We start from the raw sequence: 25,356 nt of genomic DNA, 5'->3' as shown, positions 1-25,356 counted from the left end.
CAACTGACAAATCACGTATGTCGTTCCGCGTTTCGCTCTTCCGAAGGTCCAGCGGAGCCGGAATCGATCGAATTGGCGCCCAAAGGGCCCTCAGAGCAAGGACGGCAGCCGCCTAAGGCGAGCAAGAATACGATGTTGGACCGGCAGGAGGCGCAAGTAAGGGGCGGACCAAAGCAAATCCCGGAGGAAATTCGAAGATTTCGAACGACCGATCCATTTAAGCAACGCAGGATGGATGTAACCTTTGGCGATTGCCTGATCGATTTCTGCCAGCGTGACCGCACCTGCATCCACCGCGGCGTTGACAGCCGCATAGAAGACACTTCGATTGGGATTGGTCGGTTCTACCCACGGCTGGCGGTTCATATCTGTGAAATGGATAAGGCTTGTCTCATCCTTCTTATAGTATTCCAGCGCGTTCCAACGGAACGGAAGGATCATCGCCTTTTCGTCAGTAGACATATGCGAGAATTCGTAGACCAGGGAGTGATAATCATACACCCCGTCATCCAGGTTTTGCATCAGCTCCTTGGCGTCCCAGCGCGCTTTGGCACAGTCCACGACGAAGACGCTGTATTGCGGCCGACGACCGCGTTCCGGCGGCTGTTCCGCATACAAAAGCGATACGCCATCTGGCATCGGCCAGTTCCACAGCTCGGCGATGTCGCTAAAGACAAGCATATCGGCATCCAGATAGATTGCCCGACCTTGGTAACCGCAAATCCGCGGAATCATAAAACGGGTGAAACTGAAACCCGTCTTGGACTTAAGCGCCGGATCTTGAGGCGATGGAGCGGCATAGTCGCTAAGATAGTGGATGTTTACCGGAGCGCTTGTCCGCGAGATGATACTGTGAGCCAGTATCTTCGCGCCAATCATCTGGTATTCATCGGTTCCTATAAATATTTGGATTGGGTCCAAGTTCGCCATTTGGCCGGTCTACCTTTGGCTGCGTTCTGATTTTATGTGGCGAGCAAGTTGAGCAATACCCGTTTCCAGGTTCACTTTCGGCTCGTACCCTAACAGTGTTCGGGCCCGGCCATTATCAGCAAGCGCAAAGCGGATATCACCTGGCCGGAAATCACCAGAAATGCGCAGGTTTTTCTTGGTGGCGCCCAGTTCGCAGAGCAGACACTCAGCTGCATAACGAATCGTGGTGCTGACACCGCTTCCGACATTTATTGGCTCGTCATCGACGTTTCCGGAGACGGCAGCTAGCATCAGTGCCTCTACGATGTCGTCGATATAAACGAAATCGCGCACGATCTCGCCATCCTCATAGATATTCAGGACCTTTCCATCCAAAATCTGCTGGCCGAAGATGGAAAGCACGCCAGTATAGGGATTTCTACTGCTCTGGCCGGGTCCGTAAACATTTTGGAATCTCAGGATCACCGGTTGAATTGACGTGTTGTCAAGGCCTTGAACACAGATGTATTCCTGCATCAGCTTCGTGGAAGCATAGATGCTCGATGGACGCAGTGTTATGCCTTCAGGAGTCGCAACGGGAGTAGCCGGTGCGCCGAAGCTGTCATAGAGGTCAAAAACTCCTTTGGCCATAGTCTCGCTCGGACGTGGCTTCGGAGTGAAAATTTCGCCCGTGCTCGATCTGTAGGCGCCCTCGCCATAAACAGCCCTGGACGACGCCAGAACGAGCCGTCGCGCCTTGTCGGGGAGCTTACGCAAGCCCTCGATCAGATGGGCGGTTCCATTGATATTTGTATTACAATATCTCGAAATTTCGTGGTAGCTCTGCCCCGTCCCAGTTTCTGCCGCAAGGTGAAAGATCACGTCGGGATCATGTCTTTCAAGAACGCCCTCAAAAAAAACCCTGTCTGAAACCGATCCTTCTTCAACGACCGCACCGTCGAGAGACTTATCCGGTGTTTCGCCGTGGACCTGGGGATGAAAGTTATCAAGCGCGACCACGGACGTGACGTCCGTCCGTTGCGCCAGACGTGCAATGAGCCGCCGCCCGATGAATCCCATGCCACCGGTGACCAATACAGTGTTCTGCTTCACTTCCCAGAAACTCCTTGAGCATCATCGCGGGAACAGAGGGTGCGAAATTACGCCGCCTTTTCGGCGGCCAGTTTGGCCTCGTACTCTTTGATTGCCTTGGTACGGAGACGCTTGGCCTCGTATACGTCCTTGTGCGCAACATATCCTAGGCGCTTATCATTGGCCTTGTGATAACTGTACCAGAGCTTGCGCGCAAAAGCCGGAATCTTATTAAGATATTTGAGGTCAGCGATCAAAGAGGGTCGGAAATAGCTCATATCGACCTCTTTCTTGATCTGGCTCATAGCCAACCGCCCCTCGGCTATCATGCGATTCACTTCGTTAAACCAGATGTATCCCAGCGGATGGCCACTGTAGGTCCACGGCTGGGTATATACATCGGTGTAGTGCAGCAGGCAGGTGTTTGCATCCCAATGCTCAAGCGAGTTCCATTCAAACGGAACGCCGTACTTGACCTCACTTTCTTCTAATATGCAGAACTCGCTCATCAGTTGATCGTAATCGTATTTACGCTCATCCATCCCGAGGACAATTTCTTCGACCTTCCAGTCGCAAGCGGCGCAGTCGATCAGCATCACTGCGCACTGCTTCTTGCGCGCGGCGGGAGCACCTTCCTTCGCAGTCGTCACTTCGGTGTGCTTGACCTCTTGCTGGACAATGATCTTGGCGCCATCAAAGGGAATGTTCCACAGTCCTTGTATGTCTTTCATGACGATCATGTCCGCGTCCATGTAGATCGCCTTGCCCTTATATCCATTCAGCGCAGGAATGGTGAAGCGCGAAAAGGAGAAACCTGTGCGTTGACCATTGCGCGGATCCAGTGGTGCGGGCACTGGCAAATCTAGCATGCCGAAAACCTCGACCTTCGCGTCAGTATGACGCTTGATCGAGTATTCGAGCACGTTCACGGCAAGCATCTGAGACCTGTCCGTTCCGACAAATACGCGGATGGTGTCATCGTCCAGGTTGCGGGTAGCAAGATCATTAATCTCAGTGATAAAAGTTGGCATCGTCAATCGCCTTCCTACTGGTCGGATAAGTTGCGTATTTCACTCATACATTCTTCCCCGTCTCGGGATCAAACAGAATCAGAAAAAATCAGATAGCTTGTTGATATCGTTGAGGGCGATGAACTGTAGGCAAGGTATCACCCGCTAACGTCATTTTAGTGCGCTTCTGCGCTCGGTTTTCAACAGGCGGTCAATTTCACGAATGATGTTGGCCTCGACACGTCCCGGCGCCAGTACCTTTGACTTGAAGCTGCTAACCACATCCATGTTGGCGCGGCCATCGAGAGCGCGACTCGCAAATGCCTCTATGTCCTCATAACAGCGGCCAATCTCAAGAGGTTCGAACAGCGGCAAATCAAGCGTGTTGGCAAAAATCAAAACCGGCCTGCCGAGCTGCACGGCGTCCATGGCGATGGTAGAAGGAGTTGTGATTGCCGCTCGTGAGACGGCGAGCAAATCGGCGGCGGTAACGCCGGCGAACTTGGGATCATCTCTGCGCAATAGAAGCGTGTTGCCCCGGGCAGTCATCCGAGGGTTCTTTTGGAGCCAGACACCTGCTGGATGCGGCTTTATGACAAAAAAAACCTCCTTGAAAGTATCGGTTAATCGCTCGATATGTGCGCTGAAATGTCCCCGATATCCATCGGGTTCGTATCGATGCCAATGTAAGTTCTCAAAGATCGCTATCACGGGCAATTGACGAGAGTTGAGCGCCTCGAGGTTGCTCTGAAACGTAGCAAAATGTTGCGATCTACTCGGAGCGAATCGTCCCACGGGGATACAGCGTGGCGAAAGATCGGCAGACGCCTCCCTGGGTAGCCGCACCGGATCGCCGTAGGTGAATATTTGTGAGGACGCAATCTTCACGTCGCCAGTATGGCGATCGTCAAAATATGATAGACCAGGCGCTTCCAACCCATGCTGCATCGATATCGTCGGTATTCCGAGGTCATTGGCTTGTAACACCGCTGCGTGAACCAACCGATGAGGTCGCAGGGATGTCTCCGCACCGACGATAAGGACAGATGCGGAATTCACGTCAAGTGTCCGCAGATTACCCTCGTCGGTCTCTTCCTTGAGAAGACGAAGACGCGCTCCCGTATCGACGATCTCTCGCACTATATCAGGCTGTTGAAGATATACCGATTTCAGAAGCATCACCTCGATGTCGTAACGGTCGCTGGTCTTCCCGTCGCCAGCAGCTAAAACCTTCACTAATGGCAGAAGAACATGAACGTCCTGCAGAAGATGGATGAACACAACTATCCGTGGCGTATTAACGTGCTGAGGCTTTTCCAAGCTCATCAATCCTAGCCACTTTCGGCCGGTAGCCTCCGCCGAGAACTGTTCTTCAATAACCACCCTTGCCTTCGCTATGTCTGCTTTTGTCGCCTCCTTGTCAAAAAGATATCGCCTAAACCCCGCCTCCCAATCGTCTGTGACGATGCAGTCCTTCAGCGGCTCAAGAGACTTGAGACGCGATGCTATCACCGGAGTGCCACAGCTGAGTGCCAGGAGTGCGCGATTAGCCGATTTACACTCTGAAAACTCGTCCTCGATCTGCGGCATTAAGAAGGCGTCGCTCTCCTTCACAGCCTCAAAGCAAGCCTCCTGGCTCCAGACCTCGAACCTCGATGGGAATGGCAGCGGCTCTATGAGCGTCTTGTAATCATCGGATCGGCTGCTCATGACGAGCAGTTCGAAATCAACCGTCTGCGCAAGCCGGATCAAATCAGAGGCGATGAGGGTCAGTGTCTGCACGCCAGATTGAAAGCTGTCCGAACCCGCATTCCCGAACCAGATAAGCGTCTTGCCACCTTTGAACCTTGAGACCCGCACCTGATCTGCCGGTAACTGATTACGCCCTGCGACTGCGGGCAAGGCGACCTTCTTAAGACGGGACGTCCAGGAGTTCCGAAGCTTCTGATGGAGCCTCGCCGGCACGCTGCGCGGCGCACGGGAGAGTTCTGTTGCGAGAATTCGAAGAGACAGAAGCGACTCTCGTGCCTGTTGTCGCGTGCGCCCTATACTGCTTTTAAGAGCCATCAACCTAGCACGCGGACGAATGATCCGGCGAAGCTCAACAAAACTGTGGGTAGGCCTTTCGACGCGAAAATTACGGGTGCGCTCGATCAGCGCCCGGGTCTCTGCCTGATCGGGAATAACAACGACCGGAATCGAACCCGAAAGCGAAGCGGACAAGACTCTTCTCAGTTGCTCTGTGGGCACCACAATTGCGTCGATGTAGGGCGCCTGCGATAGAATGATGGCCTTGCGCAAGTCCCCGGTATTAGCACCGTACCTCGGATGCGTGACATAATCGCACAGGTCAAGAAAGACCTTTCGTCCGTATCGTTCATGGAGCTCCCTCATAACCGCCGTCAGAACATGGCTTATCGTCTTGACGAATACAACGATATCATAATCCTTTAGGCGCTCAATCTTGGCGTCTCGAACTGCGAAGTAGCCGTTCTCGATTCCCTGGTCAGCAAGGGCAAAACTGGGATAGAGCGCACGGTATCTGAAACTGGCTACAGTGGGAGTGATGTCTGCCGATACCCAAGCAATTTTCATTTGGCTTCCAGAAACCCTGTACTGTGCAAGGCGTCATCAAGAACCACTCTTGCTTTCAAACATGCAACTGCAGGACCTTTACAACCTGGCTCTCAAGCCTCGCAAGAGAATAAAATTCAGCGGTTTTATCCTGGACGTGCTGCAACAAGGCGGTTGCCTCGCTCTGCGGCATTGAAAGAAGTCGTATGATCCGCTCCGGCCACGCTTCGTTCCCATGCTGAGGCAAGCCGGTAACAGCGCAAATACCAGCATAGACCGGGCCTTCCGGCAGCACAGGCAAGACTCCAGCGCACACATATTCAATGAATTTTGTGTTTGCCTTGCAGTCATTGAACGGATTGCGCACAAGTGGCGCCAAGCCGACTTTCCAATCGAGTGCACGCATTCTAGCCAGGAAGCTGTTATAGTCGGCCGTTGGCGGGATGCTTCGAATCCTATCTCCATATTTCCGGGCTATTTCGGTCGGCATCTTGATTGATCCGAAGGTTTCGAAGCGTGCTTCCGGCAGACGGTCCAACACTTGCTCGATCGCCGGTATCATCTGTGCAAGATCCTCTGCGTGACCGGCAGTTCCCATGTAACCAAAGAGGCACTTATCCGAAAGTTCCCGCTTCACGTCATTCGAGGCCGGGCAATAGATCTCTCCTTCGATTGCCTCGGATTTGAAGCCATAGCGCTCAAAGCGCCTTTTCAGCTCTTTGGTGGAGAGATAGAGAAGATTAGAGCCTTCGCACAGCGTACGCATGCTCTGTTGGCGGCGCGGATCGTGGTAACGATCGAACTTTGCCTTGCCCAGCGACAGCGGAACGTCAAACAGGTCATCGTCAAAATGGCTGACGAGCGGGATGTCGGCCCCGCGGCAGTAATCGACAAGTTCCTTTGAACCGACGCCTCCATAGCGGCTCGCCACTAATATAGTGGGATTCACTGACGATAAGAGCGCAGTCATGTCTTGAGGGGCCGAAATGGCTGACTCATCATACAGAGCGAGCGCTACCTCTCCCGTCTTCCGACGTGACATGAGCGGCAGATCAAAGCTAATTCGCTGCGTCGCTCCGGCGCCATCAGCCAATATCATCACCCTATGCCGCGCATTGGAAAAATGGGGATCAAATATCAGCGGCGAGATCTTCGAAGCCGATTGGCCCTCATGAGCAGAGCGGAAGAGACGGGCGATATGGCGCAGCATTCAACGGCACATCATCGGTAGCAATACTCGCAGTGGTTCCTGAGTTGCCGCTTTGATATAGCAGGAGAAGGGCGACCGCAAACAATTATCCAAATCACGTGTGGAATTCCGCAAAACGGAGCGCTGGAGAAGTTTTCGCTGGCGCACCGGCCAAAAGCTTAATATCGGTGCCCGCTGACATTCACTCCAAATACAGGAAGTTTGTTTCTCCGCATGCAGACTGACAACGTTGACTTCGATGACATTGCTTCGCCGATCAGACAGGCCCGGCATTGTGTCGCGCTCGCCTATCAATTGTTCCGGCCGCAGCTCAAGGCGAAATTCAGCAGGTCTTTCCTTGGCTATTTCTGGATTATTTTTCCTATCGTTGTTCTGACAGGCGCAGCGTATGGAGCACATCAGTCCGGGATCGTATTCGCCCCAGACATCGATCTACCATTTTTCATCTTCTATATGATCGGCGTCGTGGCATGGTTGAATTTTGGCGAGGCTCTCATGCTTGGGGTGCGTTCCATTGAAGCCTCCCGCTCGTTCATCGCGCGCGTGCGTTTTCCGATGCTCAGCATTGTGCTCAGTCAATTGTTTGCAATGCTAGTCGATGGGTTGATCCGCCTTCTTTTTGTCGCGCTAATTTCGCTCTTTCTTGGAATTGGTCCGCTGCGAGTGATGTTCAGCTGCGCCATAATTCTTTTCGGGACCGTGTTTGGGGTAATGCTTGGCGCCTTCATTGCTCCATTTGCGTTGTTGGTGGAGGATGTGAAACGGGTGTTCCAGCTCTTTTTGTCGTTCGGTTTGCTAATTAGTCCCGTCTTCTTTCAGCCGCGGCCCGGCACAACCTTGGAAACGGTTTTATATTTTCACCCCATCGCTCCGATCGCTCTGCCAGCACGCAAGGCGATGGCAGGTTCTTCTGTTAATGTTCCTTTTTCGATTATGTTCGCCCTTATAGTGCTAGGCCTATTGGTTGTCGGTCTGCGCTTCTTCATCAAGGCAAAGCCGCTCATCGTCGAGCGTATGCTGCTGGGAGGGCGATAATGTCCGAACATCCCGTCGTGCGCATTAACGATCTTAGTAAAAAGTTCAATCGTGACCTAAAACGCTCTTTTACCTCGGGCATTCGAACGCTGCTCGGAGCCGCCTTCAGAGAGGATCCAAGTCAACTCAAGGCTGGGGAATTCTGGGCGCTCAAAAATATCGATTTAGAGCTCAAGAAAGGTGAATCTTTAGGCTTGGTTGGCGTCAACGGAAGCGGTAAGACCACCTTACTCCGATTGATCGCAGGGGTCATAAACCCAACTTCTGGAACAATCGAGACCCGCGGCAAGATCGCACCTATGCTGGCTTTGGGCGCAGGCTTTGAGCCAAGCCTCAGCGGTTCCCAAAATATCTACCTAAATATGTCTCTTCTGGGCATGACCACAGACGAGATACGAGCGCGTTACGACGAGGTCATTGATTTCGCGGAAATTGGCGAAAGCATTGATGCGCCACTCGGCACCTACTCCACTGGTATGAGGATGCGGCTGGGGTTTGCCTGCGCCGTCCACACCGATCCGCAACTTCTAATCGTGGACGAGGTATTGGCTGTAGGTGACGCGAATTTTCGCGTTAAATGCCGCAATAAGATCAACGATATCCGGAAGGGAGGCGCGTCTTTGATTCTCGTCTCCCACTCGCGTCTTTCGATAGAGTATCTCACGGATCGAGCGATCTATCTGCGTAAAGGCCAAGTCTTAGCAGAAGGAGATTCTAAGTCGGTTCTGGACGTTTATGAGATCGACCAAGCCAAGGCAACGGCGGAGAAGTTGAGCGGACGGAACAAGGCGAAGGCGTCCACTACATCAGTCGACACGGGAAAGAAAATTACGATCGATCATGTGCGTTTGCTGGACAAGGCGGGTTACGAGATCGACGAAATATTCCCTGGTGAAGATCTCACTGTCGAAGTCACGGTGACAGCCTTTGAAGACGTTGATGAATGCGCTCTCAACATCATGTTCAAGCCGGTCGTCGAACCCATGGTCTATCATCCTTCTTCCACACGAGATGAATTGGGATGGGTCCAGATAACCCGGGGCACGCATATCATGCGAATGAAATTTGACCCGGTGATTTTCTTGCCTGGCCTGTACTCGATTAGGGTCAATATTTCGCAGGGTTCCTTGATGGACATCCTATCGCAGGTTGAGGAAGGGAGTGTCCGAATATTGCGGCCTGAGGGAAAAATCATCCGTTCGCAATTTATACCACCGCTCCGCATTGATCTTGCAGGCTTGGCTGTTACAGCACTGGATGCTGAGGACATGGATTTTGAGGGGGCGGAAGATCTTTGAGGCGCGCGGACAGGAAAAAAAGGTCAGTGCAACTTGTTGTGTTTCACGTCGACAAAGGCGCCGCGGTTGTTGATCGAAGCAAGTACGGAGACTTCCGCGCGCGGGATTATCATAAGATGATTGCCCTGATGTGGGCGTCATTCCGACGCTTTCACCCAGGTTCTACGCTGACCGTTCTAACTGATATGGAGAGCCAATTTAAATTACCGGGTGCTACCATCTGGCGTCGCGAGCTCGACCCTAATCGGATCATGTATGAACGCATGGTCTGGCAGCGAGATGCGCTCTCCGGTCTCGGCAGTGAATATCCGGTATTCCTGCTCGACTCCGATATGCTGTGCCTCGGCAGCTTCTCTCACCTATTCGACGAGGGAACCGCCAGTTTCGACTTGGCGCTGACATTCCGGCGTTCGCATAACTCTCCGATAAACGGGGGATTATTGATCGTCAATACAGGTGAGGAGCCACGCAAACGCGTGATTGAGATGATGTCTCGTATGATCGAAAATTACGCCGGGATGAGCGAAGACGAAAAAACCTGGTTCGGGGACCAAGTCGCGCTGCGTGATTTGGTGGGCCTGCATCATAGCGAAATGCGTAACTTGAAAATCGTGGAGCGTGGGCTGGGGCGCATTCTCCTGTTGGACTGCAGCCAGTATAATTTCACGCCCAGATTAGGTGATCCTCTCAGACCGTCGGCTAAGTGCCTGCTGTTTCACTTTAAGGGTAATCTCAAGCATTACATGGCGCCTTATCTTCGGCTCACCAACGCGTTGCCTTTCAGACCGTCTGCATTCTTCGCCTACCCGTTTCTGCCGTGGGCGCTCTTAAAAATTTCGCGCCTAGAGCAGATCAGACACGCCGAGTCCCGTCGGAGCGAACAACAGCGTCAAATCGCAGTTGGCGTCTCGAAAGAAAAAAAAGAGCAGAAGCGGATCGAAATAAAGACGCTTTCGGATGAGCTGCGATCGCGCAACTTGACATATTGCGGCTATGATAAGCTCGCCATCCTTCACGACTGTATTGCTGATGTCGAAGAGAAGAAACTTGCAGGGCGGTTCATCGAGGCGGGCGTGGCGCTTGGCGGATCAGCCATCTTCATTTGCCACTATAAGTCTCAAACGAGGCCATTAGATCTGTATGACGTTTACGATCAGATTCCGGCTCCAGGACCAGAAGACGGAATTGATGCCCATGACCGCTACGCTGAAATCGAAGCCGGTCAGTCCCAAGGCCTCGGCGAGGACAAATATTATGGTTATCTAGGCGATACAACACAGCTTGTTGTAGGCAATCTGAAGGCTTTCGGCTTTACAGTAACGGAGCACAACATTCATCTCCTTAAGGGATTGTTCCAGGACACCATGAACCTGACAGAGCCTGTGGCGCTAGCCCACATTGACGGGGATTGGTACGACTCAGTCAAGACCTGTATCGATCGCATCGCCCCGCACATCATAAAAGGCGGTTACATCATTTTTGACGATTATTCCTCTTACTCCGGATGTCGAAAAGCCGTCGACCAGTGGCTGGAAGAATCTCCAGAGTTTCAACCTGTGATCGTCAAGCGTTCCATTGCAGTTCAGCGAAAATCGTAACAGCTCGCTGCAGCGTAAAGGACATTCGATCATACATTGTAGGCCGTTTAAGGACGGCCGGGAATGGCGTCTACGAAACGCTGCATCACCAATTTGCACGCCTGGGCTGAAGTTCTGACAACCTCAAGATCCGTATCGAGATGACGGTTGAGTTGCCCGGCATTGATGAGCTCGAAACCGAGAGCACTTGCAATCCCCGTCGAGCGCTCGTCAACTTTTATGAGAAAACTCCATTTGTTTTGACTTAACATGTGAAGATGCGCATGAAGACGGCTCCCGACATGCAAGTCTACGTGCTCGTAAAAGGCGAGTAGCGTGTCAACATCATTGGCGATCAGGATCTCATAGCCAAGTTGTCGAGCGAGCCTCCGCACGTGACGGCTCGTCTTTATCTTTTGGCTACCTAAGGGAATCGTGAGCCGGTCAGCCAGCGGCTCGAAGGCAGAGGGCGGATCGAAATCCTGGTGGAACACCAAGACTCGCCTCTTGTTCGGGAACAGTTCCGCCACTTCCTTTAGGATTGGAGTTTCCCTATCCCAGAAATCGCCTCGGTCGGTAATCGTTACCGCAATAGTCGATAGGTTGCGCTCGAACCGAGAGCCGTCCAGCAACGGGCGGTCCATCACGACCGGGCAACAAGTCATCAGAGCTTGTTCACGCAGTGCCGGCAGTGCCGTGTTCAGCAGCCCCGTTGTCAACGGGCAACGCCAACTCGAGTATTCGATCCGCTCATGCATGATGGACAGAATCTCCCTGGCGTTCTCCGTAAACCCTTCATTGAAGCCGGCTTCACCATGCAAACCGATGCCGAACGGTATGAATACAAGGTTCGACTTGCGCAGTGTACTTGCCTTCATTTTGGCAATCGGGGCGAAGTCATCTTTGAGTTGGTTGGCTCCAGCAAGGATCACATAGCGATGTAACTGCAGTTGAGCAAAATCATAATCGCCGAGTGGTACTCTAGGCGAAAAGGTCGCCGACGGAGAGAACCGTCCGACCTGCCTCTCAATCGCACGCAAGATAAAGCCATCACCATAGTTGACCTTTTTCTGGTGGCGAATGGAAGGTGGAACCAGAAACGGTGAAAGAACTGCGACCATTAAGAGTGTACCTATTTCCGGCCCGCGTGGACCGCGTATGGATGAAGATGGGCTCGGACGACGCGAGTTTGCCTTTATCCGCCTCCCGCGGCAAAGGCCAGCTTTTTCCGAGCGCGTCTTTTCGAAACCAATGGCAAGACGCACCTACAACCTGTTCAACAGCGCGAGGAACGGAAGAAATCTGGTTTGAAGTTGACTTTGGCGCCTTATCCCCGAGCTCTTGAAGACTGATAGTCGTTCAAATGGCCAAGCACCGTGGCGGGCTCGTAGAAAGGCGCAGAAAGCGGCACGATTTTCGGGAGTAAGACGATCCTCGAACGTTTTGATCGCGAGTTCGTGTACGGCGTTCCACGCACGCCATTGTCCTCGGAAAGCCCTCCACAACCTTAAGATTTGCCCGGAAATACTATTATTGGCGCCAACGAGGTTGCCCGCATGCTGACGGTATTTCAACACCGGCTCCGGGTCGTAGCGCACTATCCCGCCGCAGCCTGATACAACGATGTAGAACCACCAGTCATGGGAGATGAGCTGCATCTCCGGCAGGGTGTCGACCACAAGATTCCTTGCTGCCGAATTGAACATCATGGTGTTGCCACCACCGATGCTCTGGACAACGGCGTTGCGAAAACTTGGCTCCAATTTGTTCTGGGGTGACAAGCCTGCATGATTAAGGTGTTCATCAACGACTTCGGTCCGAGCGAAATAGACTGCCGGCATGCCTGCATCGATTCGTGCCAGCCAGTTGAACGCACGTTCGAGCTTGTCCGGGTACCAGATGTCGTCCTGGTCGCTAAACGCGTAGGCGTCGGCGTTTTTAAGCTTCGAAAGATTGTTCAGGAAATTTCCGCAAAAACCCAGGTTGGTCGCATTTTGTATTAAGGTGAAGCGATTATCCTTCAAAGTCAAAGCTGCAAGCGTTTCGACGGTGCCATCTGTCGAGCCGTCATCGAAGAACGTGACATGCCAGTCGGTAAGCGTCTGCGCCTCAATGGATGCGATCTGCTCCCGAAGATGGCGCATTCCGTTATAGGTCGCGCAAAGAATCTCGATCAACTAAACTTCTCCGAGCGTTCGGAAGCGGCAATAGCGCGACCACTAGAATATTTCTTGTTTTTTCTCCGACTCACAAAAAAGCTCTGCCTCTTGCTTCCACGGCTCGCGGTTCCAAATCCGCCGCAACTCCGGGATTGCTACCGGCTATCCACCTCCTGATCAAGTCAGCTATCACGAGCCTTAGAGTGCCGACATAACTGAGCGTTTGAAGGCTTTCAATCGGCATGTATCGGTTATCTGTTTTAACCGTCGCCTCGGATCGCCGAGGGAGCACGTACATGCATCTGCACAACCGCATTCTCATCTTGCCGCGCGGCTCTCGCCAAGGTATGTGCTCGGCAGCACTATTGGCCGTATTGCCGGCCTCGGGCGCTGTTCACAAACAGCGCGATTAGGCCCATGCAAGGATGTATGCGTTGAATTTAGATCAACTCGAGATTGAGGACGTAAAGAAGATCACGCCTGCGAGATTCGGCGATTCGAGAGGCTATTTCAGCGAGATCTTCAAAGATTCCTGGTTCCGCAGCAACGTGGCCGACGTTTCGTTCGTGCAGGATAATGAATCGCTATCAGCCGAGCCGGGGACCGTAAGAGGCTTGCATTTTCAACTGCACCCCTTCGCGCAAGGCAAGCTTGTGCGCTGCCTGCGGGGCGCGCTCCTCGATGTGGCCGTCGATATCAGGCAGGGTTCTGCGACCTACGGCAAATGGGTCTCCGCAGAGCTCTCTCCCGAAAATGGCGCGCAACTTTGGGTGCCGGGCGGATTTGCACATGGCTTCATCACCTTGCAGCCCGATACGATCATAAGCTACAAGGTCACCGCTCCCTATAGCGCGGAGCATGACCGCGGGGTGCGGTGGGACGATCCCGCCATAGGGATCCGGTGGCCGCGGATGGATGCCTACATTCTTTCTGACAAGGACGGCAAACAGCCGCTGCTTTCCGAACTTCCTCCCTATTTTCAATTTTCGTGAACGGAGAGCTTCATGCGTGTTCTTGTGACGGGTGGCGCGGGTTTCATCGGTTCGGCGTTGGTGCGACATCTCGTCAGCGAGGTCGGCGCCGATGTGCTCAATGTCGACAAGCTGACCTATGCCGGCAATCTCGCCTCGCTAAAGGCAATCGAGAACGCGCCCAACTATAGGTTTCTCAAAGCCGACATCTGCGACAGAAGCGCGATATCGAACGCATTCGAGGAGTTTCGCCCCGATTACGTCATGCATCTGGCGGCGGAAAGCCATGTCGACCGGTCAATCACCGGCGCGGCGGACTTCATCGAGACGAACATCAACGGCACCTTCAGCTTGCTGGAAGCCGCGCGGCACTATTGGGAGGGCCTCGCCCCGGAGCCAAAGGCGGCATTCAGAATGCTTCACGTGTCCACCGACGAGGTCTACGGCTCCCTCTGTGATGATGGGCTGTTTGCCGAGACAACACCTTATGATCCCTCCTCTCCCTATTCCGCTTCAAAGGCAGCAAGCGACCACCTGGCAACGGCGTGGGCGAAGACTTACGGCTTGCCGATGATCATTTCCAACTGTTCGAATAATTACGGGCCTTTCCATTTTCCGGAAAAGCTCATTCCTCTCATAATATTGAACGCGCTGGAGCGAAGGCCGCTGCCGGTCTATGGAACGGGCTCCAACATTCGCGACTGGCTCTATGTCGACGACCATGCCCGCGCGCTCTGGCTGATCGTGCAGCGAGGCCGTGTCGGCGAGAAATACAATGTCGGCGGACGCAACGAGCGTCGAAACATCGAGGTTGTCGAGCGGGTATGCTTGATCATGGACGAAGTCCGGCCGGGCACCGCGTCGCATCGCGATCTCATAAGCTATGTTGCCGACAGGCCGGGCCACGATGCCCGCTATGCCATTGACGCCACCAAGCTCGAGACCGAGCTCGGCTGGAGGGCCCAGGAGAATTTCGACAGCGGCATCCGCAAGACGGTCGAATGGTATCTGGAAAATGCATGGTGGTGGCAGCCGCTGCGCTGGGGCGTGTATGCCGGTGAACGGCTCGGCATGTTGAAAAAGGGATGAGATGCGCATCGCGGTAACAGGCAAGAGCGGCCAGGTGACTTCGGCGTTGCAAGCGTTGAAGCTGCCCGGCGTCGAGATCATCGCCGTGGGACGGCCGGAGTTGGATTTACTCGAGCCTTCGACGGTGCGCGAAACCATCGCCGGGATCAGGCCTGACGTCGTCGTCTCGTCGGCGGCCTACACGGCGGTCGATAGGGCCGAAAGCGACGAGGCGTCGGCATTCGCCGTTAATCGAGACGGCGCAAGTGCCGTCGCCGCCGCAGCTGCCGATCTCGCCCTCCCCGTCATCCATCTTTCGACCGATTACGTTTTCAATGGAGACAAGCCAAGCCCCTATGTCGAGAGCGACCCGGTCGGACCGGTCTCCATCTATGGCAGATCGAAGCTCGAGGGCGAATATGCGGTTGCCGCAGCGAACGAAAATCATGTCATTCTGCGCACGGCCTGGGTCTATTCGATTTTTGGCCACAACTTCGTAAAAACCATGCTGCGGCTTGCAGAGACGCGGGACGCGTTGAGCGTTGTGAGCGATCAACAGGGCTGCCCGACCTCCGCCCATGACATAGCCGACGCCATCGTCAAAATCACCGGCAGACTGACACAGGACGCCAATCCGCCCTTGCGGGGCGTCTTTCATTTGGCCGGCAGCGGTGAAACCAACTGGGCCGAGTTTGCCCGATATATATTCTCCATTCGCCAGGAAAAGACCGGAAGAGGCGTCACCGTCACGGATATCGCAACCGCCGACTATCCCACAGCGGCGAAACGACCGGCCAATTCCATCCTGTGCTGCGATAAGTTGAGGAGCCTTTATGGCGTGAGCATGCCGGACTGGCGGGTGTCGACGCGGACGGCGGTGACGAAGCTCTTGGAAGAATCGAAGGAGGCCGTATGAAAGGCATTGTGCTTGCGGGAGGGAGCGGCAGCCGCCTGCACCCGATGACTCATTCCATATCGAAGCAGTTGCTTCCGATCTACGACAAACCGATGATCTACTACCCGCTGACCACCTTGATGCTGGCCGGCATACGGGAAGTTCTGATCATCTCCACCCCGCACGATATGCCGCTTTTTCAGCGGCTGCTGGGTGACGGCAGCGAATGGGGCATGTCACTCAGCTATGCCGTCCAGCCAAGTCCGGATGGACTGGCCCAAGCCTTTATCATCGGAGCGGATTTCGTGGCGGGCGGCCCGTCCTGTCTTATCCTCGGCGACAATATCTATTTCGGCCACGGTCTTCCCGAACTGCTTGAAGAGGGCGTATCCAAGGGTGACGGCGCGACGGTCTTTGCCTATCACGTGCACGATCCCGAACGCTACGGCGTCGTCGAATTCGGCAGCGACATGAATGCGATCTCTATCGAAGAAAAGCCGGCGAAGCCGAAATCGCACTGGGCCGTCACCGGCCTTTATTTCTACGACGCCGACGTCGTCAATATCGCCGCCAATCTGAAGCCATCGGCGCGCGGCGAATATGAGATTACCGATGTCAACAAGACCTATCTGGAGCGGGGCAAGCTGCGTGTGTCGATGATGGGCCGGGGATATGCCTGGCTTGACACCGGCACACCCGAAAGCCTGCTCGAGGCCGGGGAGTTCGTCCGCACGCTGGAAAAACGCCAGGGCTTCAAGATCGCCTGCCCGGAAGAAATCGCGCTGGCGAAAGGTTTCATCACGAAAGAGCAGTTCGCCCAGATTGCCGCCAAAGCCGGCAAAGGCGATTACGGCCAATATCTGCGCGGCCTGCTGACCGAATAGTCGCGACCACGGCGCCGCGCGCGTCATCGAAGGCGTCGAAACGCTGGAGGGAGTGGCAGCGGTCAGAGAGCTCGGCGGCTCCTGATCCAGGGATATTTCTGTTTGCGGCCGATGCGCGAGGCCGAAAATCAGCGTTTTTGAATTTGCGGTCCAGCCTGTCGTTCCAAAACTGCGCTCGCCTTCACCAACCCGCCAGCCCGCTGCCCGACTGTGCGTAAGGTATGGGCTTACACATCCACCCTGCCACGCACCCCATCCGCAATCGCTGCCATCCTGTCAGACGGCGCATGGCCGATCAGCATGAAGGCGTGTTCCCCGTTCGACCAGTAGACGATGTTCATGCCTTTGCGGCTTTCGAGGTGCGGCGCCTTGGGACCGGCATCGGAGCGGACGATGCAAAGCGCCATCGGCCCGGTTTCAGGGTCCAGATAGGCGATCTGGGCGAGCGGCTTGCCGTCATATTGCAGCAGCAGGACGCGTTTGAAATCGACACCCGGAAGCGAGACGGCTTCGGCAGAGAGCGACAGGCCGAGCTTTTCGTCGAGGCGGGCGAGCTGGGCAGCCTGAGACTCCCTTGCGGGCGTCGGGCCGGCGAGCGTTTCCTCGGTATAGAGCGAGATATAGTCGGCCACCACGGCACGCCATTCGCTGGTTTCGTCCTTTGCCGAAAAGCCTCTGCCGAGGCCGAGGACGGCGCGATCGATCGCAATGCCGGCGACGAGCGAGGCAGCAAGCGCCCCAAGGAAGCGGCGGCGCGTGGCAGCGGGCGCTGAGAGCGTATTTGCACTCTCCCGCGCCGGGATGGTGGCGAGCATTCTCTCCAGCTTCTCGCGCGGAGCCTCCTGGAGCAGCGGGGCAAAGGCCTGCTCGAACGGCAGGCTGGCGCGTGCCAGGAACTCCAGCCGTTCGGCGACGCTCTCGTCCTGCTTCACAATAGCCTCGATCCGGGCTGCCTCTTCGGCCGTCAGTTCGCCATCGATGAAGGCGGTCAGATCCTCGTCGGAGGGAATGGTGGATTTCGTAATCATTGCCGTCCCCCTTCCCGCTCGTCGCCGGAGAGCCTGGCGCGGGCAGACGCCAGCCGGCTCATGACGGTCCCGATCGGAATATCCAGTATGCCCGCAACCTCGCGATAGGAAAGTCCTTCGACATAGGCGAGGAAAACCGCCGTTCGCTGCGCCTCCGGCAACGCACTCACCTGTTTCAGCACTTGGCTCGCCATCACATGGGTCTCGGTGTCGTGCGCGCCGTCGAAGGTCAGCACCTCGCCGGCATCGACGAAACCCTGGCCCTGGCGCACCCGGCGCGAGCGGATTTCGTTCAGCCAGATCGAATGCAGGATCGAAAACAGCCAGCGGTCGAGCCGGGTGCCGGGGACGAACTGATCGGCGCGCTCCAGCGCGCGCAGGCAGGTCGCCTGCACCAGGTCATCGGCGACATCGCGCTGATGCGAGAGAACGAAACCATAACGCCAGAGCCTTGCCAGATTTTCCGTCAGGCCGCTCCTGATATCCGCTGCGCTGGCGATGGCCGCCTCCGACGATTCTGCATGTTTCGGAACCGCCGGATGAACCGGCGATTCCGTCCTCGCGCGACTATAGGCAGGAAACGAGGTACGCGCGACCGACATTCTCACATGCCTTTCTGGTTCCAGCTTCCCGCCCATGCCGGCAATCAGATCTTCGACGGATCGAGGATGGCTGCGTTCAGATCCAGATACTCCTCGCAGGCTGTGCCGCAGATCGCCTTTATGGTTGTCAGTTGCTCCTTGGCGAGATCAAGCCGGCCCTTGATGACGTAAGCTTCACCGAGATATTCGCGGACCTTGGCATATTGCGGATCCATCTTCACCGATTGGAGGTAATAGGAGATACCTTCGTCGGTGCGGCCGAGCTTGCGGGTGGCATAACCGCGATAGTTGAGCACCTCGGCGCTGTTCTGGTCCTTGACCGTGTCGAGCATAGCAAGCGCCTCCTGATAACGGCCGGCCTTGGCCAGCGAGTAGGCATAGTCAGTGCGGTTCTCGTCCGAGACGTTGGCGCTCTGCTGCTTGACGCATTTCTTGGTCTTCTGGTCGTAGATCTCGCCCTTCTTGCAGGTCGGCATCGTGCTGCTGTCATTGCCAGCAGCAAACATCGGGCCGGCGAAACCGGAAGCGGCAAGGCAGCCGCCGAGAAGGATGGAAGCAAAACGGGCTGTGATGATTGTCATGGGAAACTCCTGGAAAGTGACGTTGCGAGGAGAAAACACCGCTGCCCCGGGCTTTATTCGTCAGCCCTCCTATTTTCTTCATCACGGCTTCGTGAAGCTACGGGGGCCGAATAAACCATCCGGACCGGGTGTTCTCGGCGTTACGCCAGGAAGGACAAGGAGAATTCTGTGACAGATAGCGTAAAACTGGCCGGCCTCGCCGTCGCCGCACCCGAACATGTCATTTCCCAGCAGCATGCACTCGAAGCCTCCGCCCGGCTATTTGCCGACCGTTTCGAGGACTTCCGCCATCTTGCCCGCGTCTTCGACAGTGCCGGCATCCAAAAGCGCCATGCTGCGCGGCCGCTTGCCTGGTTCGACGACGCCCATGGCTGGCAGGACCGGATGCAGGCCTATGCGGAGGTGGCAAGCGGGCTCTTCGTCGAGACCGCCAGCTCAGCCCTTCATCAAGCGGGCCTCGAGGCCGGGGATGTCGACTGTGTCGTCACGGTTTCGTCCACCGGTTTTACGACGCCGAGCCTTGATGCGCAGATGGCCCGCCGGATGGGTTTCAGGGCCGATATCGAGCGGGTGCCGGTGTTCGGGCTCGGCTGTGCCGCCGGTGTGTCGGGCTTTGCCATCGCCGCGCGGCTGGCGCGCAGCCGGCCGGGCGCCGTCGTGCTCTTCGTCTCGGTCGAGCTTTGCACGCTGGCTTTCCGCCTCGACGAGCTGACGCGGCCGAACATCATCGCAACGGCGCTTTTCGGCGACGGCGCCGCCGCCTGTGTGTTGCGAACGGGCGATGGCGGGATGGCGGAAGTGGAATCGACCGGCGAGCATCTCTTTCCCGATACCCTCGATATCATGGGCTGGAAGATCGACGATGGCGGCTTCGGCATCGTGCTGGCGCAAGCGTTGCCGCCCTTTGCCGAGCAGGAGCTCGGCCCGGCGGTGGCGGCCATTCTGGCGCGGAACGGGCTGACACCTGATGATATCGACCGCTTCATCTGTCACCCCGGCGGCACGAAAGTGCTGGCCGCGATGGAAAGCGCGCTGTCGCTGACGCCAGGCGCTCTCGATCACGAGCGTGGCGTGCTTGCCGACTACGGCAATATGTCCTCGCCGACCATTCTCTTCGTGCTGGAGCGGGCGATCCGCGCCGGATTGCCGGAGCGCGCGGCGATGATCGCGATGGGGCCGGGCTTCTCGGCGAGCTGCGTGACGCTGAGGAGAATTTGATGATGTGGCCGTCGATCGCGCTGCTCAGCTTCGTGACGTTGCAGCGGCTTGGCGAACTCGTCCTTGCCCGGCGCAACACCGCCGCCCTTCTCGCCAGAGGCGCCAGGGAAGTGGCGCCGGAACACTATCCCGCCATGGTGGCGCTGCATGCCGGCTGGATCATCGGCCTCTGGCTGCTGGCGCCGGGCAGGCCGGTCGATCTCTTCTGGTTTGCGGTGTTTATCGGGCTGCAGGCACTGCGGCTCTGGGTGCTGGCGACCTTGAAAGACCGCTGGACGACACGCATCATCATCCTGCCCGGCACACCGCTCGCCAGATCCGGTCCCTATCGCTTCCTCCGGCACCCGAACTACGCGATCGTTGTCGGCGAGATCGCCGCCCTTCCCCTGGCCTTCGGACTGCCGCTTTATGCGATTGGCTTCTCGCTTCTCAACGCCTGCGTTCTCCTTGTCCGCATGAAGGCCGAAAATGCCGCACTCAAAGCGCAATGATTTTGAAATGAATGCGATTTTTCGTTTGCACCGCACTATCGGCGGGGGCATTTTCACCCTGATAACAATGCGGAATCTAGGGGAATGACGAAAAATGCAATCGTGCTCGGCGCCGGTATCGTCGGCGTGTCGGCGGCCATCCATCTCCAGCGGCGCGGCCGGCAGGTGGCACTGATCGACCGCAAGGATCCAGGCAGCGAAACCTCCTTCGGCAATGCCGGCCTGATCCAGCGCGAAGGTGTCGCGCCCTACGGCTTTCCGCAGCAGCTCGGCCTGTTGCTGCGTTATGCTTTGAATAACCGCATCGATGCGCACTACCATGTCAGCACCCTGCCGAGCCAGCTCGCTTTTCTCGCCCGCTACTGGTGGAATTCCAATGCGCGGCGGCACGCAATCATCACCCGCGCCTATGCGCCGCTGATCGAAAATTCGATTGCCGAACACAAGGATCTGATCGAGGCTTCAGAGGCGCAAGCGCTGATCCGCAGGGATGGCTGGATAAAGATTTTCCGCACGCAGGCCAGGCGAGACGAGGCCCTGGCAGAGGCCGCACTCTGGCAGAATGAATTCGGGGTGGACTATGACAGCCTGACATCCGCCGATATCGCCCGCATCGAGCCCGACATGACAGGCGATTTTGCCGGCGCTATCCGCTGGCGCGATCCCTGGTCGGTGCTCGACCCGCATGCGCTGACCTCAGCCTATCGCCGCTATTTCGAAAGCCTCGGCGGCCGCTTCGTCACAGGCGACGCCGCCTCGTTCGGCCCGTTCGGCTCGGGCTGGAAGATCATGACTGGGGAAGGCCCGCTCGAGGCCGACGATGCGGTGATCGCGCTCGGCCCCTGGGCGGCGCTCGCAACGCGACGGCTCGGTTATTCTTTTCCGCTCGGCGTCAAGCGCGGCTATCACATGCATTATGCCGCCAAGGGCGATGCCGTGCTCAACAACTGGATGCTGGACGCCGAACGCGGCTATCTCCTGGTGCCGATGCGCCGCGGCATCCGGCTGACGACGGGAGCGGAGTTCGCAACGCTCGACGCACCGAAGACGCCGGTTCAGCTCGACCGGGCCGAAGCGGTGGCCCGCACGATCTTCCCGCTCGGCGACAGGCTCGATCCCGAACCGTGGATGGGCGCGCGTCCCTGCACGCCCGACATGATGCCCGTTATCGGCAAGGCGCCGCGCCACCAGGGCTTGTGGTTTGCCTTCGGTCATGCCCATCACGGGCTGACGCTCGGGCCGGTGACCGGCCGCGTGCTCGCAGAGCTCATAACCGGCGAAAAACCATTCATCGATATTGCGGCCTATTCGCCTGCGCGTTTCAACCCGTGACGCCGAGCGAGGCAAGGCCCTTGAGCGCCGTTGCCGCGATGCCGTCGATCGTATCGTCGATATCGACGGTGACGACGCCCGGCTCGCCTGTTGGCACCTCCAGCGTCGCCAGCTGGCTTTCGAGCAGCGAGACCGGCATGAAATGGCCCTTGCGCTCACCCATTCGTTTGGTCAGCAAGGCCTTGGAGCCTTCGAGGTAAACGAAGAACAGGTTGCCACCGGCCGCCGCCCGCAACCTGTCGCGATAAGTGCGCTTCAGCGCCGAGCAGGAGACGATGATGCCCTGGCCTTTTTCCAGCGAGGCCTTGATGTCTTCGCCGATACGGTCGAGCCAGGGCATCCGGTCCTCGTCGGTCAGTGAAATGCCCTTCGACATCTTCTCGACATTGGCGGCCGGATGCAGCGCGTCGCCTTCGATGAAGGCAAGATGCAGGGCTGCCGCCAGCTTCTCGCCGACGGAGGACTTGCCGCAGCCGCTGACGCCCATGACGATGATCGCATGGGGTTTGTTCAACCGCTCTTCCGGCATGATCCCTCCGAGGCTCCGGCTTCCCGCTCAATCGAGCGGGAAGTGACAGGCATATTTTTGCGCACCTTCTCCACTTAGTTCGGGAGAAACCTGACGGCAATAATCCTGCGCCTTCCAGCAGCGCGGATTGAAGTGACAGCCGGATGGTGGCTTCAGCGGCGACGGCAGTTCACCCTGAAGGCGGATGCGGTTCTTGGCGCGCTCCGGATCGGCGATTGGCGTCGCCGACAGCAGGGCGGCGGTATAGGGATGGCGCGGCCGGGCGAAGACCTCGGCGGCCGGACCGGTTTCGACCGGGCGGCCGAGATACATCACCATCACCTCGTCGGCGATGTGGTGGACGACGGAGAGGCCGTGCGAGATGAAGAGATAGGCAAGCCCCATCTCCTTTTGCAGGTCCATCAACAGGTTCAACACCTGCGCCTGGATCGACAGGTCGAGGGCCGAAACCGGTTCGTCGAGCACCAGCACCTTCGGCCGCAGCATCAGGGCGCGGGCGATGGCGATGCGCTGGCGCTGGCCGCCGGAGAACATGTGGGGATAACGGCCATGATGTTCCGGACGCAGGCCGACGCGAGCCATCATCTCCTCGACCTTGCGGCGGCGGGCGGCGGCATTAAGATCGGTGTTGATCTTCAGCGGCTCTTCAAGGATCGAGCCGACCTTCTGGCGCGGGTTGAGCGAGCCGTAAGGGTTCTGGAAGACGATCTGCACCTGGCTGCGCAGGCTGCGGTCGCCGATGCGCGCAGGCTTGCCGTCGATCAGCAATTCGCCGGCCGTCGGGTCTTCGATCATGGTGACCAGGCGGGCGAGTGTCGACTTGCCGCAGCCGGATTCGCCGACGACGGCAAGCGTCTTGCCGGAATAGAGGCTGAAGCTGACGCCGTTCAGCGCCTTGACGGTGGCGTCGGCTTTGAAGAGACCGCGGTTGACGGTGTAGAAGCGGGCGAGATCCCTGCCCTCGAGAACAGCGCCCGTCATACCAGGTCTCCTGCAGTTTCATTGGCCATGACGCCGGGATGCCCGAGCGGCTTGCCGTCCTTCAAGGGATAATTGCAGAGTGCCAGCCCGAGCTCCGGCCCCTGGCGCACGACGCCGCGATCACATTCGACCGTGGCGTAGCCGCAGCGCGGCGCGAACAGACAGCCTGTCGGGCGGCCATGCTGGCCGGGCACGACGCCGGCGATCGAGGGAAGGCGCTGGCCGACTTTGGCGCGCTCCGGCAGGGCGGCAAGCAGGGCCGCCGTATAGGGATGATGCGGATCGCGGAACAGCGCCTTCACCGGCTGCTCTTCGACCTTCTGGCCGGCATATTGCACCTGCACGCGCTCGGCGGTTTCGGCAACGACTCCCATGTCGTGGGTGATCAGCACCAGCGCCATGCCCTGCTCCTTCTGCAGGCGCACGAGCAGGTCGAGGATCTGCGCCTGGATCGTCACGTCGAGCGCGGTCGTCGGCTCGTCGGCGATCAAGAGCTTCGGATTGCAGGCAAGGGCCATGGCGATCATGACGCGCTGGCTCATGCCGCCCGACATCTGGTGCGGGAAGTTCGACAGGCGATCTTCCGGCGCCGGGATGCCGACGAGACTCAGGAGCTCGATCGAACGTTCGCGGCGCTCCTTCCGGTTGAGGCCCATATGGACGCGCAGCGTCTCACCGAGCTGGAAACCGACCGTGAAGCACGGGTTAAGGCTCGACATCGGCTCCTGGAAGATCATCGCCATGTCCTTGCCGACGATCCTGCGGCGCTGGCGGCCGGAAATGCCGCGCAGGTCCTGGCCATCGAACTGCATGCGGTCGGCAGTGATCTTCGCCGTCCAGGGCAAAAGCCCCATCAAAGCCAGCATGGCGACGGATTTGCCGGAGCCGGATTCACCAACGACCGACAGGATCTCACCCTTGTCGCAGGCGAGCGAGACGCCATCGACGGCGCGGAAAAGACCGGACGAGGTCTGGAATTCGACGGTCAGATTTTCGATTTCGAGAAGTGGCATCACGACCTCTTCAGCTTGGGGTCAAGCGCATCACGCAGGCCGTCGCCCATCAGGTTGATGGCGAGAACGGTGATGAGGATGGCAAGGCCCGGGAAAGTTACGACCCACCAGGCGCGCGAGATGAACTCGCGGGATTCGGCGAGCATCGTGCCCCATTCGGGTGTCGGCGGCTGGGCGCCCATGCCGAGAAAGCCGAGGGCTGCGGCATCGAGGATCGCCGCCGAGAAGGCAAGCGTCGCCTGGACGATCAGCGGCCCGAGACAGTTCGGCAGGATCGTCTTGAACATCAGGCGCAGCGTGCCGGCACCAGCGACGCGCGAGGCGATCACATATTCCTTCTCACGTTCCGAAATGACCGAGGCACGCGTCAGCCGGACGAAATGCGGCTGGTTGACCAGCGAAATCGCAATCATCGCATTGGTAAGGCCAGGACCAAGGACCGCCACCAGCACGAGAGCAAGCAGCAGCGACGGGAAAGCCAGGATGATATCCATCAGCCGCATGATCGCCGTATCGATCCTGCCGCGGAAATATCCGGCGACGAGGCCGATCAGGACACCACATATGACCGACAGCGTGACGACCACGACGCCGATGAAGAGCGAGAAGCGGGCGCCGTAAATCAGGCGCGACAGGATATCACGGCCGACGGCATCCGTCCCGAGTGGGAATGAGGCGCTGCCGCCCTCCATCCAGGCCGGCACGGCGAGCAGCACCTGGCGGTTCTGCTCGTTCGGCGTATGCGGCGCAAAGACCGGCGCAAAGACCGCGACGACCAGAATGAGGATGAAGACCCCGAGGCCGATGACGGCGCCCTTGTTGCGGGAGAAATAATGCCAGAATTCCGCAAGAGCGGATGGTTGGCCGGTTTTGACGGTGACCGTGCTCATGGACCGCTC

At 57.3% G+C, this 25,356-nt stretch carries 23 protein-coding genes and 1 pseudogene; 10 read left to right on the top strand and 14 right to left on the bottom strand.

What is annotated here, in order from left to right:
• Nucleotides 1-90 precede the first annotated feature (90 nt).
• The 5 genes from J2J99_RS04055 to J2J99_RS04035 all read right to left on the bottom strand — a co-directional run bounded on the left by J2J99_RS04055 (nt 91) and on the right by J2J99_RS04035 (nt 6,795).
• Nucleotides 91-930 (bottom strand): glycosyltransferase, encoded by an 840-nt coding sequence (locus J2J99_RS04055; RefSeq protein ID WP_168301442.1) that lies wholly within the window; start codon nt 928-930, stop codon nt 91-93.
• A 9-nt stretch (nt 931-939) separates the two neighbouring features.
• A complete protein-coding gene (locus tag J2J99_RS04050) occupies nt 940-2,022 on the bottom strand; it encodes an NAD-dependent epimerase/dehydratase family protein (RefSeq protein WP_205919187.1) in 1,083 nt (360 codons plus the stop codon).
• A 47-nt stretch (nt 2,023-2,069) separates the two neighbouring features.
• Nucleotides 2,070-3,032: a glycosyltransferase gene (locus J2J99_RS04045; RefSeq protein WP_168301443.1), complete on the bottom strand. Its 963-nt coding sequence runs from the start codon at nt 3,030-3,032 to the stop codon at nt 2,070-2,072.
• A 150-nt stretch (nt 3,033-3,182) separates the two neighbouring features.
• Nucleotides 3,183-5,606, bottom strand: a complete 2,424-nt coding sequence (locus J2J99_RS04040; protein ID WP_168301444.1) for a hypothetical protein — start codon at nt 5,604-5,606, stop codon at nt 3,183-3,185.
• Nucleotides 5,607-5,661: 55 nt separating this feature from the next.
• Complete coding sequence (locus J2J99_RS04035) at nt 5,662-6,795, bottom strand: glycosyltransferase family 4 protein (RefSeq protein ID WP_168301445.1); 1,134 nt, start codon at nt 6,793-6,795, stop codon at nt 5,662-5,664.
• A gap of 213 nt (nt 6,796-7,008) precedes the next feature.
• Between J2J99_RS04035 and J2J99_RS04030 the strand changes: the two genes are divergently transcribed.
• Genes J2J99_RS04030 through J2J99_RS04020 form a run of 3 tightly spaced genes read left to right on the top strand, consistent with a single transcriptional unit; the run spans nt 7,009 to nt 10,726 of the window.
• Nucleotides 7,009-7,830: an ABC transporter permease gene (locus J2J99_RS04030; RefSeq protein WP_168301446.1), complete on the top strand. Its 822-nt coding sequence runs from the start codon at nt 7,009-7,011 to the stop codon at nt 7,828-7,830.
• Nucleotides 7,830-9,128: an ABC transporter ATP-binding protein gene (locus J2J99_RS04025; protein WP_168301447.1), complete on the top strand. Its 1,299-nt coding sequence runs from the start codon at nt 7,830-7,832 to the stop codon at nt 9,126-9,128. Before J2J99_RS04030 ends, J2J99_RS04025 begins: the two co-directional genes overlap by 1 nt.
• A gap of 26 nt (nt 9,129-9,154) precedes the next feature.
• Entirely contained in the window at nt 9,155-10,726 is a 1,572-nt protein-coding gene (locus J2J99_RS04020; protein ID WP_168301448.1) for a TylF/MycF/NovP-related O-methyltransferase, read from the top strand.
• Between the two features lie 47 nt (nt 10,727-10,773).
• On the opposite strand, the gene J2J99_RS04015 is transcribed toward J2J99_RS04020, so the two are convergent.
• The gene (locus tag J2J99_RS04015) at nt 10,774-11,826 is read right to left on the bottom strand and encodes a polysaccharide pyruvyl transferase family protein (protein WP_168301449.1); all 1,053 of its coding nucleotides are present in this window, start codon (nt 11,824-11,826) and stop codon (nt 10,774-10,776) included.
• Between the two features lie 144 nt (nt 11,827-11,970).
• Nucleotides 11,971-12,882 carry a glycosyltransferase family 2 protein gene (locus J2J99_RS04010; RefSeq protein ID WP_168301450.1) on the bottom strand — a complete coding sequence of 304 codons (912 nt, stop codon included), beginning with the start codon at nt 12,880-12,882 and terminating at the stop codon, nt 11,971-11,973.
• A gap of 407 nt (nt 12,883-13,289) precedes the next feature.
• Here J2J99_RS04010 and rfbC point away from each other — a divergent pair, with 407 nt between their 5' ends.
• Genes rfbC through rfbA form a run of 4 tightly spaced genes read left to right on the top strand, consistent with a single transcriptional unit; the run spans nt 13,290 to nt 16,682 of the window.
• The gene (gene rfbC, locus J2J99_RS04005; RefSeq protein WP_168301451.1) at nt 13,290-13,856 is read left to right on the top strand and encodes a dTDP-4-dehydrorhamnose 3,5-epimerase; all 567 of its coding nucleotides are present in this window, start codon (nt 13,290-13,292) and stop codon (nt 13,854-13,856) included.
• Between the two features lie 12 nt (nt 13,857-13,868).
• Nucleotides 13,869-14,924 carry a dTDP-glucose 4,6-dehydratase gene (rfbB, locus tag J2J99_RS04000; RefSeq protein WP_168301452.1) on the top strand — a complete coding sequence of 352 codons (1,056 nt, stop codon included), beginning with the start codon at nt 13,869-13,871 and terminating at the stop codon, nt 14,922-14,924.
• A 1-nt stretch (nt 14,925) separates the two neighbouring features.
• The gene (gene rfbD / locus J2J99_RS03995) at nt 14,926-15,819 is read left to right on the top strand and encodes a dTDP-4-dehydrorhamnose reductase (protein WP_168301453.1); all 894 of its coding nucleotides are present in this window, start codon (nt 14,926-14,928) and stop codon (nt 15,817-15,819) included.
• Nucleotides 15,816-16,682 (top strand): glucose-1-phosphate thymidylyltransferase RfbA, encoded by an 867-nt coding sequence (gene rfbA / locus J2J99_RS03990; RefSeq protein ID WP_168301454.1) that lies wholly within the window; start codon nt 15,816-15,818, stop codon nt 16,680-16,682. The genes rfbD and rfbA overlap by 4 nt, the downstream gene beginning before the upstream one ends.
• A 227-nt stretch (nt 16,683-16,909) precedes the next feature.
• Here rfbA and J2J99_RS03985 read toward each other — a convergent pair whose 3' ends face one another.
• From J2J99_RS03985 to J2J99_RS03975, 3 genes are read right to left on the bottom strand one after another with little or no spacing between them, the layout of a single operon-like run.
• On the bottom strand, nt 16,910-17,710 hold the full coding sequence (locus tag J2J99_RS03985) for an anti-sigma factor family protein (RefSeq protein WP_168301455.1): 801 nt from the start codon (nt 17,708-17,710) through the stop codon (nt 16,910-16,912).
• A complete protein-coding gene (locus tag J2J99_RS03980) occupies nt 17,707-18,312 on the bottom strand; it encodes an RNA polymerase sigma factor (RefSeq protein ID WP_168301456.1) in 606 nt (201 codons plus the stop codon). The genes J2J99_RS03985 and J2J99_RS03980 overlap by 4 nt, the downstream gene beginning before the upstream one ends.
• A gap of 44 nt (nt 18,313-18,356) precedes the next feature.
• Nucleotides 18,357-18,893: a tetratricopeptide repeat protein gene (locus J2J99_RS03975; RefSeq protein WP_168301457.1), complete on the bottom strand. Its 537-nt coding sequence runs from the start codon at nt 18,891-18,893 to the stop codon at nt 18,357-18,359.
• Nucleotides 18,894-19,061: 168 nt separating this feature from the next.
• On the opposite strand from J2J99_RS03975, the gene J2J99_RS03970 reads away from it, so the two are divergent.
• From J2J99_RS03970 to J2J99_RS03960, 3 genes and pseudogenes are all read left to right on the top strand, one after another.
• On the top strand, nt 19,062-20,111 hold the full coding sequence (locus tag J2J99_RS03970; protein ID WP_168301458.1) for a type III polyketide synthase: 1,050 nt from the start codon (nt 19,062-19,064) through the stop codon (nt 20,109-20,111).
• Nucleotides 20,111-20,613 (top strand): annotated as a pseudogene (locus J2J99_RS03965) (isoprenylcysteine carboxyl methyltransferase family protein). The gene J2J99_RS03970 and the pseudogene J2J99_RS03965 overlap by 1 nt, the downstream one beginning before the upstream one ends.
• 73 nt (nt 20,614-20,686) lie before the next feature.
• Nucleotides 20,687-21,934, top strand: coding sequence for an NAD(P)/FAD-dependent oxidoreductase (locus J2J99_RS03960; RefSeq protein WP_168301460.1), 1,248 nt, complete (start codon nt 20,687-20,689; stop codon nt 21,932-21,934).
• Here J2J99_RS03960 and J2J99_RS03955 read toward each other — a convergent pair.
• The 4 genes from J2J99_RS03955 to J2J99_RS03940 are packed head-to-tail and all read right to left on the bottom strand — an operon-like array spanning nt 21,924 to nt 25,347.
• Nucleotides 21,924-22,463 carry a gluconokinase gene (locus J2J99_RS03955; protein WP_168301461.1) on the bottom strand — a complete coding sequence of 180 codons (540 nt, stop codon included), beginning with the start codon at nt 22,461-22,463 and terminating at the stop codon, nt 21,924-21,926. The genes J2J99_RS03960 and J2J99_RS03955 overlap by 11 nt on opposite strands.
• Nucleotides 22,464-22,490: 27 nt before the next feature.
• Nucleotides 22,491-23,444, bottom strand: coding sequence for a peptide ABC transporter ATP-binding protein (locus tag J2J99_RS03950; RefSeq protein WP_168301462.1), 954 nt, complete (start codon nt 23,442-23,444; stop codon nt 22,491-22,493).
• Nucleotides 23,441-24,457, bottom strand: coding sequence for an ABC transporter ATP-binding protein (locus J2J99_RS03945; protein WP_168301463.1), 1,017 nt, complete (start codon nt 24,455-24,457; stop codon nt 23,441-23,443). The genes J2J99_RS03950 and J2J99_RS03945 overlap by 4 nt, the downstream gene beginning before the upstream one ends.
• Nucleotides 24,457-25,347, bottom strand: a complete 891-nt coding sequence (locus J2J99_RS03940; protein WP_168301464.1) for an ABC transporter permease subunit — start codon at nt 25,345-25,347, stop codon at nt 24,457-24,459. Before J2J99_RS03940 ends, J2J99_RS03945 begins: the two co-directional genes overlap by 1 nt.
• Nucleotides 25,348-25,356: the final 9 nt, after the last annotated feature.

Source organism: Rhizobium binae, from assembly GCF_017357225.1.
Lineage (GTDB): Bacteria > Pseudomonadota > Alphaproteobacteria > Rhizobiales > Rhizobiaceae > Rhizobium > Rhizobium binae.
Note: the sequence above shows the minus strand (reverse complement) of the source record. Positions and strands in the feature narration are given on the sequence as shown.

What these genes read in the sequence shown, in the direction of transcription:
- J2J99_RS04055 (WP_168301442.1), bottom strand. Translation starts at nt 930, where the DNA reads ATGGCGAACTTGGACCCAATCCAAATATTTATAGGAACCGATGAATAC.
- J2J99_RS04045 (WP_168301443.1), bottom strand. Translation starts at nt 3,032, where the DNA reads ATGCCAACTTTTATCACTGAGATTAATGATCTTGCTACCCGCAACCTG.
- J2J99_RS04040 (WP_168301444.1), bottom strand. Translation starts at nt 5,606, where the DNA reads ATGAAAATTGCTTGGGTATCGGCAGACATCACTCCCACTGTAGCCAGT.
- J2J99_RS04035 (WP_168301445.1), bottom strand. Translation starts at nt 6,795, where the DNA reads ATGCTGCGCCATATCGCCCGTCTCTTCCGCTCTGCTCATGAGGGCCAA.
- J2J99_RS04030 (WP_168301446.1), top strand. Translation starts at nt 7,009, where the DNA reads ATGCAGACTGACAACGTTGACTTCGATGACATTGCTTCGCCGATCAGA.
- J2J99_RS04025 (WP_168301447.1), top strand. Translation starts at nt 7,830, where the DNA reads ATGTCCGAACATCCCGTCGTGCGCATTAACGATCTTAGTAAAAAGTTC.
- J2J99_RS04015 (WP_168301449.1), bottom strand. Translation starts at nt 11,826, where the DNA reads ATGGTCGCAGTTCTTTCACCGTTTCTGGTTCCACCTTCCATTCGCCAC.
- rfbC (WP_168301451.1), top strand. Translation starts at nt 13,290, where the DNA reads ATGTATGCGTTGAATTTAGATCAACTCGAGATTGAGGACGTAAAGAAG.
- rfbB (WP_168301452.1), top strand. Translation starts at nt 13,869, where the DNA reads ATGCGTGTTCTTGTGACGGGTGGCGCGGGTTTCATCGGTTCGGCGTTG.
- rfbD (WP_168301453.1), top strand. Translation starts at nt 14,926, where the DNA reads ATGCGCATCGCGGTAACAGGCAAGAGCGGCCAGGTGACTTCGGCGTTG.
- rfbA (WP_168301454.1), top strand. Translation starts at nt 15,816, where the DNA reads ATGAAAGGCATTGTGCTTGCGGGAGGGAGCGGCAGCCGCCTGCACCCG.
- J2J99_RS03985 (WP_168301455.1), bottom strand. Translation starts at nt 17,710, where the DNA reads ATGATTACGAAATCCACCATTCCCTCCGACGAGGATCTGACCGCCTTC.
- J2J99_RS03980 (WP_168301456.1), bottom strand. Translation starts at nt 18,312, where the DNA reads ATGTCGGTCGCGCGTACCTCGTTTCCTGCCTATAGTCGCGCGAGGACG.
- J2J99_RS03975 (WP_168301457.1), bottom strand. Translation starts at nt 18,893, where the DNA reads ATGACAATCATCACAGCCCGTTTTGCTTCCATCCTTCTCGGCGGCTGC.
- J2J99_RS03960 (WP_168301460.1), top strand. Translation starts at nt 20,687, where the DNA reads ATGACGAAAAATGCAATCGTGCTCGGCGCCGGTATCGTCGGCGTGTCG.
- J2J99_RS03955 (WP_168301461.1), bottom strand. Translation starts at nt 22,463, where the DNA reads ATGCCGGAAGAGCGGTTGAACAAACCCCATGCGATCATCGTCATGGGC.
- J2J99_RS03950 (WP_168301462.1), bottom strand. Translation starts at nt 23,444, where the DNA reads ATGACGGGCGCTGTTCTCGAGGGCAGGGATCTCGCCCGCTTCTACACC.
- J2J99_RS03945 (WP_168301463.1), bottom strand. Translation starts at nt 24,457, where the DNA reads ATGCCACTTCTCGAAATCGAAAATCTGACCGTCGAATTCCAGACCTCG.
- J2J99_RS03940 (WP_168301464.1), bottom strand. Translation starts at nt 25,347, where the DNA reads ATGAGCACGGTCACCGTCAAAACCGGCCAACCATCCGCTCTTGCGGAA.